Genomic DNA, 11,674 nt, shown 5'->3' with positions numbered 1-11,674 from the left:
GACCAGTATATGGATATGGTCAGGACATGCCTCTGCTTCTAATAAATTTACCCCCTTCCAACGGCACAACTCCCTCAATATCTGCCCTATCTCGTACCTCTTCTGCCCAAAGAATACTTTCCTTCTGTACTTGGGCGCAAACACAATATGATATTTACAGTTCCATTTTGTATGTGATAGACTATGTACATCATGACTCTTAGTCATTGATTACCCTCCTGTGATTGATTTGTTGCAGTTGACGGACCGCAACGTTATCTTATCATGGGAGGGCTATTTATTACCTTTGAAGACTCATACCTAAAAGGCTATTGAACCCCCCGGTCTAACCGGGGGTTTTCTTTATACAAAAAAGAGGACACCCGTTAAGATGTCCTCTCATAAAAGGGATAGCCCTTATTATAACGCAATTGTTCAAATTTTGCCAAAGGCAAAATCTTCCAATCAGCGTTTCAATGAAGCAAACATGTTTGCTTCATTATTTCATCTGTGCAGCAACCTCTGCAGCGAAGTCCTCTTCCTTCTTCTCGATGCCCTCGCCCAGCTGGAAGCGGGTGAAAGCATTGACCTTCTCGCTGCCAAGCACGTCAGCAACGGTCTTGTCGGAATCCTTCACGAAAATCTGCTCGTTCAGGCAGACTTCCTTGTAGAACTTGTTGATGCGGCCCTCAACCATCTTGTCCACGATCTTCTCGGGCTTGCCCTCTTCCAGAGCCTGCTTGCGGAGCACTTCCTTCTCATGCTCGAGATCAGCAGCATCTACGCCGCTGCGGTCGATAGCGGTGGGGTTAGCAGCTGCAATCTGCATAGCCACATCGTGAGCCAGCTCCTCGCTGCCACCAGTGAGGTCAACCAGAACGCCAATCTTGCCGCCCATGTGGATGTAGGAAGCAACCTGGCCAGCGCTCTCATAGCGAGCGAAACGACGGAGGGAAATCTTCTCGCCGATGGTAGCAGTAGCCTCGATGAGCAGGTCGGAAACCTTCTTGCCCTCGATTTCGCTGTTGTTCAGGGCGTCAACATCGCCAGAAGCAATCTTGGCCTCCACGATGTGCTTGGCAACCTTGGCCACCAGAGCCTTGAACTGGTCGTTGCCAGCAGCGAAGTCGGTCTCGCAGTTGATCTCAACTACGCAGCCGCTCTTGGCATCCTCGGAAACATAAGCACCGACAGCACCCTCTGCAGCCACGCGGCCAGCCTTCTTCTCAGCCTTGGCAATGCCCTTCTCGCGCAGGAAGTCGATGGCCTTTGCCATGTCGCCGCCTACCTCAGTCAGAGCCTTCTTGCAGTCCATCATGCCTGCGCCGGTGGTCTCGCGCAGTTCCTTTACCATAGCAGCAGTAATTGCCATTTATATTTCCTCCTAAAACATTTGATTAACACATACAAGTGAGTGAGGGACGCAGGTACAGCATAAGCGGAACGTGTGAAATTTTTCCGCAGGAAAAATTTCAAGTGAAGCGTTGCTGTATCTGTGCCCCAAACGCCTTAGAATGACAAAAACGGGGCAAGGGATAACGTCCCTTACCCCGTCTTGGTTTAACTGTCAAATATCAAGCGATATTACTCAGCAGCCTGAGCCTCGCTGGCATCGGAGCCCTGACGGCCTTCCAGCACAGCGTCAGCCATCTTGGCAGTCAGCAGGCGCACGGCGCGGATAGCGTCGTCGTTGCCGGGGATGACATAATCGATCTCATCAGGATCGCAGTTGGTGTCAACGATAGCCACGATGGGGATGTTCAGCTTGCGAGCCTCAGCCACAGCGATGCGCTCCTTGCGGGGATCAACCACGAAGAGTGCGCCCGGCAGCTTGTTCATCTCTTTGATACCGCCGAGGTAAGTCTCCAGCTTGTTCATCTCATGACGGAGAACCTGGACTTCCTTCTTGGTGAGGACCTCAAAAGTGCCGTCCTCTTCCATAGCCTCCAGCTCCTTGAGGCGTGCAACACGCTTCTGGATGGTCTGGAAGTTGGTCATCATGCCGCCCAGCCAACGCTCGTTGACATAGAACTGGCCTGCACGCTCAGACTCCTCACGGATAGCTTCCTGAGCCTGCTTCTTCGTGCCCACGAAGAGCACGGACTTGCCTTCCTCTGCAACGCTGCGCAGGAAAGCATAAGCCTCATCGATCTTCTTCACGGTCTTCTGGAGATCAACGATGTAGATACCGTTGCGCTCGGTGAAGATGTAGCGGGCCATTTTCGGGTTCCAGCGACGAGTCTGATGACCGAAGTGGACACCTGCCTCGAGAAGCTGTTTCATAGAAATAACTGACATAGTGGTGCACCTCCTGTTTTGTACTTCTGCTGCCCTCATCCTCCGCGTCACCACGCTTTTACGCGGCACAGTACGGCTATCGGGCCAGCATGTTTATTTTTACACCGTGGAAAAGTATATCATAAGCCCTGGAAACTTGGCAATATGTTTTTTAATTTTTTTCGCTACCTTTTATCAAGTTCCGGCCAGCCCGTCCTGGCCTCGTCATATGCTTCCATATAGTGAGCCAGGTCATGCAGGAGCTTTTCCGGCTCCAGGGGCTTGGTCAGATGGCTGTTCATGCCGGCTGCCTTGGACTTCTCCGCATCCTCCCTGAAGGCATTGGCTGTCAGAGCCAGGATGGGCACTGCCCTGCTGTCCTTGCGGGGCATGGCACGTATGAGCTTGGCAGCCTGCAGCCCATCCATCACCGGCATGCGGATATCCATCAGGATAGCATCTATGCTGCCCAGATCCGAATCATTGAAAATCTCTATGCCGATCTGCCCATTCTCTGCCAGGATCACCGCCATGCCCTCATCCTCCAGCAGAGTCTTTGCCAGTTCCTGATTGAGAGCATTATCCTCACAGAGCAGCACCCGCCGCCCCTCAAAGAAGCCTTTGGGGATAACATCATCTCCTCTGCCCGGCACAGGAGCCATGACCTGCTCCATATAGAACTCCACCTTGAACTCCGTGCCCTCGCCTACCCTGCTGGACACGTTTATGCTGCCCCCCAGCATATCTACCAGCTGCTTGGCAATGGCCAGCCCCAGTCCCGTGCCCTGCACAGGCAGCCTGTGCTCCTGGACAAAGGGCTCGAACATCTTGGGCAGGAAAGAATCCTCCATGCCTATGCCCGTATCCTTGATGCTGACACGGCACTTCCGCCGCCCCCCCTGCCTTTCAGGCAGGCATTCGGCAGCAAAAGTCACCGTCCCTCCCACATGGGTGAACTTGACTGCATTGGAAAGGAGATTCAGGAAAACCTTGTTGAGCTTCAGGGCATCCACTTTCACCGTCCCCATCTCAGCCAGGCTTCCCTTCGTCTCAAAATGCACCCCTTTATTTTCCGCCATGGAGCTGATGGTGGTGAGCAAGGCATCGAACATGTTCTCTGCCTCGACGATTTCCGGTTCCAGCCGCAGCTTGCCAGCGGAAATCCTGGAAAGTTCCAAAGTATCATCAATCAGGCTTTGGAGCAGCTCCGCAGACTTGAGTATCTTCTGCAGGTAATTCTGCACCTTCTCCATATTGTTGGAAGCCGCCGCCAGCCGGGCAAAGCCCAGGATGCCGTTCAGAGGCGTGCGCATATCATGGCTCACATTGGAAAGAAAGGCTGTCTTGGCCCGGTTTGCCATTTCCGTGCGCTTGAGGGAGGCCAGCAGCCTGTCATTGAGCTCCACGATCTTCTGCTGCTGGCGGTACTCCTCGGTGACATCCTCAAAGCTGCCCACCAGCCCCACGATCTCTCCATTTTCAATCAGGGGGCTCTTGCTGGCAACGATATCACGCATTTCCCCGTGGCTCAGGCATTTGCCGCGTACCCTGTGAGTTGAATGGCCTGTCTCCAGCACCCAAAGCTCATCATTCTTGTAGGGACCGTCCTCCTCATGCCAACCCATATCCTCATCGGTTTTGCCTATGATGACGGACTCACTGGGAAAACCGTAATACTCCAGAAACGCCTTATTCGCCCCCAGGAACCTGCGGTCCTTATCCTTCCAGAAAATGCCAATCTGGGTAGTCTCCAGTATCTTGTCCAAAAGCAGGTTCATGTGTTTCTGCTCTGCCCGGCGCCGCTCATTCTGCTCATGCTCCTGGGCCACATCCATGAGACTGCTGTAAAAAAGCCTGCCTCCTTCTGGCAGATTCACCTGCACAGTATGACAGATAATCCAAGCATAAGTGCCATCAGGTCGAAGCATACGGAAACTCAGTCGCCACTGCTCTTCCCCATTATCCAAAGCCCTTTGGGTAGCCTGTCTGATCCGCTGGGTATCCTCAGGGTGTGTCACCAAATCCAGCGACTGAGACAAATAACGGCAAGCTGCCTCTTCCTCCAGCTTGAGGAAATCACAAAGCCCCTTGGAAACCTTCAGGCACTGTCTGCCCTCGTCCTCCTCATATGAATAAATGAATATCGGCACCGGCAATGCCGCCATGTTCTCCCATTCCATTGCCATCGTCCATCCCACCTCGTTCTTCTGTCAATGACTATATTCAAAGTCCATTATTCCAAATACTTCCCGATAGGCAAAATATTTCTCTTACTAGTATTCTGCCTCAACTGCCAAAATGCCTGCCAGCGCAAAAGAAAAAACGCACCTGCCAGACGACAGATGCGGTATGTATACAGAATTAAAGCAATTTGGTCACCAGGACAATCAAGGGCAAAGCAATCAAGGTTCTTTCGATGAAGATGAGGAAGAGCCGTTTCATATCCAGCCCCACCTCGCTCTTGACGATGATGCTGCCCACCTCCGTGAGGTAAATGATCTGCACCAGCGAAAGGGCAGCCACCACAAAACGGGTGGCATAAGGCAGGTCGGCACTGGTGATCAGAGCAGGGATGAACATGTCAATGAAGCCCACCAAAGTAGCAGGGGCAATCTGGAAAGCCCCCTCCACTCCCAACAGCTGCATATACATGCCCATGGGATAGGCCAGCCAGTGGAAGATGCTCGTTTCATTCACCAGGATTGAACCAATGGTGCCCCAGGCGACCACCACAGGGATAAGGTCAAAGATTATCCCCAGGGTCATGGCCGTGGCCTGTTCAAAAGCCTTCCTGAAGCTGAATTCATCAGCCCGCTCCAGTGCCGCCCTGAAAGCCCAGCGCAATAGCGTAGCCTCCGGCGGCACTTCCTCCGCCAGACGCTTCTCGCCCCGATAGTCATTGGGCACCGCAGCTAACGGAAACAGCCTGACCCCGATAACCGCCAAAAGGAGGCCAATGGCAGTGACGGAAGCGTAGAGCAGCAGGAAGTGGTCAGCCACCTTCAAAGTCTCCGCCACCACCAGGCAGAAGGGAATGGACACCAGTGAGAAATTGGTCATGATGCAGGCCGCTTCCCGACGACTGTAGAAGCCCCCCTGATATTGCCCCGCCGTAATGAGCACGGCAGTATTGGAAGACGAAAGCCAGGAGGCAATGAGATCCACGGAAGCCCGGCCGGGCACATGGAACAAGGGACGCACCAAAGGCTTCAGCAAGATGCCCACAAACTCCATGATTCCTGAGTCCGTCAGGAAGGGCAGGATGAAGCTCAAAGTCACAGCCAGGGCAATCAGGGTCTGCCCCAACCCCATCATGCTGCCGCCCACATCATCGCCAATAACCCACTCAGGGCCAAAGCCGAAGAACACTCCCAGGGCAATCACAGCCGCCGCCAGGCGGGTCAGAAGATAGACCTTGGAGACACAGGCAATTTCCCTGAGCAATTTATGCCAGCCACGCTCTGATGGCTTCATAAAAAGCCCACCCAAGGCCAGCAGCGCCGCCGCCACCACCAGGCACACCAGCAGCCAGGGCGCATTCGCCCCAATCCACTTGTCCAGCGAATCAGTCAGCACGCTCAAAGGGGTATTGAACCCCTCCCCGCCCCCCATGGGGCACAGGAACATGGCGAGGCCGAAAATGGAACAGCCAAAAAACTTCAGGCCGCTGCTCCGGCTATTCAGGCCGGAGGATGTCATCTCCTTCTCCATGCAAAAACTCCTCATCTTGTTTGTTATGGTTTTCTTCTATTTTGTCATAGTGTATATAGACACCCTTCCCATGATAGGAGGAGAACATCATTTTGTCAAGGATTTTTTGAATATTTATTGCCTGTCAATGAATATTTATCCAGACGACATCATAATTCCCAACTTTGTCATAATCGGCAATACATGATATAATCTCCCCTGGGAGGGATTGAATTTGACCAAAAAAAATTCTTCATATATAGAGAAATTAGCCGCTGATATTGCCAGGAAGGCCGTGCAGGATGCCGTCAGGACCATCACGGGCAAGACCAAGGAAGTGGAAGCTGCGCCTCAGGCTGTCGAAGATGCAGGCTCAACCGCCTCTGCTGAAGCGAAGAATGCCTATATCTTCTTCAACTGTGATGCCGAAAAAGCTCCTGCTTCCATGAACATAAGATTCAATGATGAAGCCTACATCGATTCTGTCTCCGGCAGGGAAGCCCTGCTGGCAAAAATCGAGACAGAACTGGCCGCTGGCAAAATCAAAGCCTCCGATATGGAAGCTATCAGAGACGCCATCCTGAACGGCACCCCCACTGATGCCAGCCCCCTGCTGGAGTATGGCTGCATCGAACTTTTGATAATGTCATGACTTCATATAAAAAGCGCCCCAAGCCGGGGCGTTTTTTCTATGCCTTGCAAAGTCTGATCATTTATCTTCCCGCTCCGGCCAGCACTGGCGAAGGTACTCACCCATGCGCTTCTCGGCACCATTCTCTGTAGGCCGGTAATAGCGGATGCCTGTCATTTCCCCGGGCAGGTATTGCTGCCTGGTGAAATGACCCGGGTAGTCGTGGGGATAGATATAGTCTATGCCATGACCCAGTTTGGCAGCACCCTTGTAGTGTGCATCCCTGAGATGCACAGGCACCTCGCCGCAATTTTTGCTGCGCACATCTGCCAAAGCACTGTCTATGCCCATGTAGGCAGCATTGCTCTTAGGAGCAGAGGCGATATAGGTCACGGCCTCGGCCAGGGGAATCCTGGCTTCCGGCATGCCCAGGAACTGCACAGCCTGGGCAGCGGAATTGGCCAGCACCAGGGCCATAGGGTCGGCATTGCCCACATCTTCAGCGGCACAGATAACCACCCGGCGGGCGATGAACTTCACATCCTCCCCTGCCGCCAGCATGCGGGCTAAGTAATGCAGGGCCGCATCCGGATCGCTGCCCCTCATGCTCTTGATGAAGGCAGACACTATATCGTAGTGATTGTCACCTTTCTTGTCATAGCGCTGCACCCGCTCCCCCACAATCTGCTCCAGCAGTCCTACGGTGAGGTCTCCCCCCTCCGGCAGCATGGCGGCGGCATTTTCCAAGAGGTTCAGGCACATGCGGGCATCGCCGCCTCCCAATTCCGCCAGGGCCAGCAGGACTTCATCAGAGGCCTTCAAAGCCTGCTCTCCCAGCCCTCTTTCCCTGTCCGTGAGCGCACGACGCAGGATAGCTTTCAGATGGCCGCCCTCCAGGGCCTGCAGGCGCACGATGCGCACCCTGGAAAGCAGGGCATGGTTCACCTCGAAAAAAGGATTTTCCGTGGTAGCGCCAATGAGCACCAGCCGTCCGTCCTCCACATAGGGCAGCAGCACATCCTGCTGGCTCTTGTTGAAGCGGTGTATCTCATCGATGAAGATGATGGTCCTCTTACTGTAATATTTTCTCTGCTCTTCCGCCTCTTTGACAATGGCACGTATGTCCTGTATCCCCGCCGCCACGGCATTCAGGCGATGGAAGCTGCTGCCTGTGAGGCTGGCTATCATTTGGGCCAGGGTGGTCTTGCCTGTGCCGGGAGGACCGTAGAGAATCAGGGAGGGAATCTGGTCCTTCTCAATCATCTGCCGCAGGAAGCGGCCCTTGCCCACTGCTTCCTCCTGGCCCACCAGCTCATCAAAATTCCTGGGCCGCATGCGCTGAGCCAGAGGCTCAAAACTCCTGGCCTCTCCCCCCGACATGGCTGCCGCAGAAAACAAGTCCATATTTTCCATGCCTGCCTCCTTATGACAGAAAAAGGGGCCTAATGCCCCTTTATTCTACAACTTAATGCCTGCCCATCTTGGAACGTCCTCCAAGGTTGGTGACGGTCTTGCCGGGCTTTGCCCTGCGGCTGCGGCCGTTGCGTCCCTTGTGGGAAGCCCCCTTGCGGTTGGCGTATTTGGAAAGAGGCTTTTTCTTCGGCTGCTGTGCCTCTCTCTGCTCCTTGATTTCCTTGAGGATCTTCTCCTGTTTTTCCTTATGGCTGCTGCGCTCTGAACGCTGCTTCCTGATGCGCTCCTTGATGCCTGTCTCAATGCGGCGCAGGAGCTCATACTGACGGGCATTCACGAAGGTAATGGCCTTGCCCTGCTGGCCTGCACGGCCCGTGCGGCCAATGCGGTGAATGTAGCTTTCCGTATCATGGGGAATATCGTAGCTCACCACATGGGTGACACCCTCGATATCCAGCCCCCGGGCAGCGATATCCGTGGCGCAGAGGATCTGCAGCTCTGCCTTGCGGAAACGCTTCAGCACCAGCGTGCGCTGCACCTGGGACAGGTCGCCATGGAGCTCATCCACCAGATAGCCCCGGGCTGCCAGAGCCATGGTCAGCTGATGGGCGCGGGCCTTGGTATGGCAGAAAACCATCATGAGGTAAGGCTGCTCCCCGTTGATGATCTCGCAGAGCTTGTCCACCTTGGTATCCTCGGTGGTGTCTATGATGACCTGCTCGATGGTCTCCAGCGTCACCTGCCCGCTCCTGATCTCTATGCGCTCAGGCGCCTTCATGTACTGGGCTGCCAGTGCCTTCACCCTGTCGGGCATGGTGGCGGAAAACAGCATGAACTGACGGTCGGAAGCAGAAGCCCTCAGCAGCACCTCCACATCCTCGATGAAGCCCAGCTTCATCATCTCGTCCGCCTCATCCAGCACCACTTTGTTCACCTTGGAAATATCGATGGTACCGCGGCGCAGATGGTCCAGCAGGCGCCCCGGGGTGCCGATGATGATCTGCGGATGGCGCCTGAGTTTCTGCTTCTGCCGCTCAATGTCCTGCCCGCCGTAAATCACCAGGGAGGAAATGCCGGCTGCCTCTCCAAGGAGGCCAGCCACCTTGGCAATCTGTATAGCCAGCTCCCTGGTGGGAGTGACAATCAAAGCCTGGGCCACTTCAGCCTGGGGCTTGATCTTTTCCATGATGGGCAAGAGAAAGGCCAGCGTCTTGCCCGTACCGGTCTGAGCCTTCACAATGCAGTCCCTGCCAGCCCGCACCACGGGAATGGCCCGCTCCTGCACAGGCGTAGCTTCCTTGATGCCCTGATAGCGCAAAGTCTCACAGATACTCTGAGATATGCCCAAATCTTTGAATTCCATTACGAAGAAAGCACCTCCGTACCTGTTTCCGTCACCAGGATTGTCTTTTCCCACTGGGCAGAGAGCTTGTGGTCCTTGGTGCGCACTGTCCAGCCATCGCCCTGGTCCACCACCACATGGTAGCTGCCCTCATTGATCATGGGCTCCACCGTCAACGTCATGCCCGGCACCAGCAGCATGCCCGTGCCTACCTGGCCCACATGGGGAACGAAGGGCTCCAGATGGAAGTCCTTGCCTACCCCATGGCCCCCCAGGTCAGTCACCACAGAGTAACCGTTCTTGTGGGCATGGGCGCCGCAGGCAGCCCCCACATCCCCCAGGAAATGCCAGGGCTTCACAGCTGCAATGCCCAATTCCATGCACTCTCTGGTCACACGCACCAGGCGCTCTGCCTCAGGACTTACCTCGCCAATCATGACCATGCGGGAAGCATCCGCATAGTAGCCGTTCAGGGTAGTGGTGATGTCGATATTGGCAATATCCCCTTCCTTGAGAATGGTCTTCTTGGAAGGAATGCCGTGGCATACCACATCATTGATGGAAATGCAGATGCTCTTGGGAAAGCCCTCATAGTCCAGGCAGGAAGGATAGCCGCCGGCATCCATGATGTAGTCATGGACAGCCTTGTCTATCTCATAGGTAGAAACACCGGGCTTGGCCATGCTCACCGCCAGGTCCAGGGCCCCGTCATTGATCACGCCGGCAGACCTGATAGCTTCAATATCTTCCTTATTATTGATGATTTTCTTGGGCGGGCGCACCTGACCCTTGAAAAAATCAAATTTTATCTCGTCAAGACGCTCATCAAACGCCTCATGGCACTTCTTGTACTTCTTGCCGCTGCCACACCAGCAAAGGTCATTTCTTGACATGAATCTCAATATCTCCTTTATCATTGACACGACTCTCCCGCGTCCCATGCAATACAGTATCCTATATTATACCCCAGCTGCCGTGCTTTTGCCAATGAAAAAATCTCTCAATGCCCATAAAATTTTCAGCATTCCTTGACACCCATAAACAGTTGTTATATATTTGTTTTTATGTGAACAACACAAAGGAAATATATCAAAGGAGTGTCTTCATTGAAAGCACTGTTCAAGCGGCTGCTTCTTGCCGCTATCCTGCTCCTGCTGCTGGCTGTACTGGCAGGAGCATACCAAATGCACAAGCACGCAGGCGGCGTGCCGGTGCTGAACTATCATCAGATCAACGACCGTGATGAAAATTCCCTGACCATACATACTGACCAGTTCGAGGCCGAGATGAAGTATCTGGCGGATAACGGCTATCACGCCATCACCCCGGCAGAAATGCTAGAGGCTTGGGACGAAGGCAAAGAGCTGCCGGAGAAGCCCGTCATCATCACCTTCGATGACGGCTATGCCGACAACTACAAGAACGCCTATCCCGTCCTGAAGAAGTACAACCTCAAAGGTACCATCTTCGTCATTTCTGACTACCTGGGTACCTACCCCAACTACCTCACCTGGGCCATGGCGCAGGAAATGCACGACAGCGGCATCATCGACATCGAAAGCCACACCCTGTCCCATGCCCAGCTTGACCAGCTGCCCTCCCGCGCAGAACTGGACAAGCAGCTGAAGGAATCGAAGCAGGCCATCGACTGGCATCTGAAAAAGGATGTGCGCTTCATCGCCTACCCCTGCGGTGCCTTCAACGAGGAGATTGAGGAAAGCTCCCTGGCCGCCGGCTACAAGGGCGCCTTCACTGTCCACTACGGCCTGGCAGAACCTGACCAGAACCGGCTGCAGCTTGACCGTGTGCCGGTCTTCGGCAGCAACTCCCACACCCTGCTGCGCTTCAAGTTGCGCCTGAGCTGCGCTCCTATCTTTGCTCCTTTGGACGAACTGCAAAGGAACCTGCGCGCTGACGGGCATGAGTTCCTGGCACGCCTGCTGCTGGTGCCTTGACTTCATAAGCAAAAATCCCTGCAAGCTTTTTGAACTGCTCCCCGTCAAGAGGACAATAAAAAAATATAAGAATTCTTTGGTCGGCAGATTCGTCTGCCGGCCTTTTTATGCGACTAAATACAAGGTGTGTTTCTCTATTGGTGTCAAGATACCAAGGTTACGTTGAACACGTTTGTGGTTGTAATAATGAATGTATGCTTCTATCGAATGTATAAGTTCACGCTGGCTGGTAAAACGTCTGCCATAGTACATCTCCCGCTTAAGTATGCCCCAAAATCCTTCCATGGGCCCGTTATCAATGCAGTGGGCTACACGAGACATGCTTTGCGTCATTCCCTGTTTTTCTAATTTGTGGTGAAATTTCCTGTTCGTATATTGAAATCCTCT

At 53.9% G+C, this 11,674-nt stretch carries 11 protein-coding genes; 2 read left to right on the top strand and 9 right to left on the bottom strand.

Going from position 1 to position 11,674, the window contains the following annotated elements:
* From tnpA to BLW59_RS16450, 5 genes are all read right to left on the bottom strand, one after another.
* Positions 1-207, bottom strand: a 207-nt coding sequence (tnpA, locus tag BLW59_RS16470) for an IS200/IS605 family transposase (protein WP_139283713.1), incomplete at its 3' end; no start/stop codon positions are given.
* 271 nt (positions 208-478) lie between these two features.
* Positions 479-1,351, bottom strand: a complete 873-nt coding sequence (gene tsf, locus BLW59_RS16465; RefSeq protein ID WP_029544441.1) for a translation elongation factor Ts — start codon at positions 1,349-1,351, stop codon at positions 479-481.
* Positions 1,352-1,563: 212 nt separating this feature from the next.
* Positions 1,564-2,277 carry a 30S ribosomal protein S2 gene (rpsB, locus tag BLW59_RS16460; RefSeq protein ID WP_029544442.1) on the bottom strand — a complete coding sequence of 238 codons (714 nt, stop codon included), beginning with the start codon at positions 2,275-2,277 and terminating at the stop codon, positions 1,564-1,566.
* 164 nt (positions 2,278-2,441) lie between these two features.
* On the bottom strand, positions 2,442-4,442 hold the full coding sequence (locus tag BLW59_RS16455; RefSeq protein WP_074698877.1) for a PAS domain-containing hybrid sensor histidine kinase/response regulator: 2,001 nt from the start codon (positions 4,440-4,442) through the stop codon (positions 2,442-2,444).
* Positions 4,443-4,617: 175 nt separating this feature from the next.
* The gene (locus tag BLW59_RS16450) at positions 4,618-5,967 is read right to left on the bottom strand and encodes a YjiH family protein (protein ID WP_074698875.1); all 1,350 of its coding nucleotides are present in this window, start codon (positions 5,965-5,967) and stop codon (positions 4,618-4,620) included.
* A gap of 214 nt (positions 5,968-6,181) precedes the next feature.
* Here BLW59_RS16450 and BLW59_RS18265 point away from each other — a divergent pair, with 214 nt between their 5' ends.
* A complete protein-coding gene (locus BLW59_RS18265; protein ID WP_318258719.1) occupies positions 6,182-6,598 on the top strand; it encodes a hypothetical protein in 417 nt (138 codons plus the stop codon).
* Positions 6,599-6,655: 57 nt separating this feature from the next.
* Here the strand turns inward: BLW59_RS18265 and BLW59_RS16435 are convergent, their stop codons facing one another.
* The 3 genes from BLW59_RS16435 to map all read right to left on the bottom strand — a co-directional run bounded on the left by BLW59_RS16435 (position 6,656) and on the right by map (position 10,225).
* The gene (locus BLW59_RS16435) at positions 6,656-7,981 is read right to left on the bottom strand and encodes a replication-associated recombination protein A (RefSeq protein WP_074698880.1); all 1,326 of its coding nucleotides are present in this window, start codon (positions 7,979-7,981) and stop codon (positions 6,656-6,658) included.
* Between the two features lie 61 nt (positions 7,982-8,042).
* Complete coding sequence (locus BLW59_RS16430) at positions 8,043-9,353, bottom strand: DEAD/DEAH box helicase (protein ID WP_029544453.1); 1,311 nt, start codon at positions 9,351-9,353, stop codon at positions 8,043-8,045.
* Positions 9,353-10,225: a type I methionyl aminopeptidase gene (gene map / locus BLW59_RS16425; protein WP_074698869.1), complete on the bottom strand. Its 873-nt coding sequence runs from the start codon at positions 10,223-10,225 to the stop codon at positions 9,353-9,355. The genes BLW59_RS16430 and map overlap by 1 nt, the downstream gene beginning before the upstream one ends.
* Positions 10,226-10,438: 213 nt before the next feature.
* Between map and BLW59_RS16420 the strand changes: the two genes are divergently transcribed.
* Entirely contained in the window at positions 10,439-11,287 is an 849-nt protein-coding gene (locus BLW59_RS16420) for a polysaccharide deacetylase family protein (protein ID WP_074698865.1), read from the top strand.
* Between the two features lie 105 nt (positions 11,288-11,392).
* Here the strand turns inward: BLW59_RS16420 and BLW59_RS16415 are convergent.
* Positions 11,393-11,674 (bottom strand): IS3 family transposase (locus BLW59_RS16415; protein WP_139283740.1); only part of this gene is annotated, 282 nt, incomplete at its 5' end.

Origin of the sequence: Selenomonas sp. KH1T6, assembly GCF_900108415.1 — a bacterium.
GTDB lineage: Bacteria > Bacillota > Negativicutes > Selenomonadales > Selenomonadaceae > Selenomonas_B > Selenomonas_B ruminantium_A.
The sequence above is the reverse complement of the archived record's forward strand: the minus strand, read 5'-3'. Positions and strand labels throughout refer to the sequence as shown.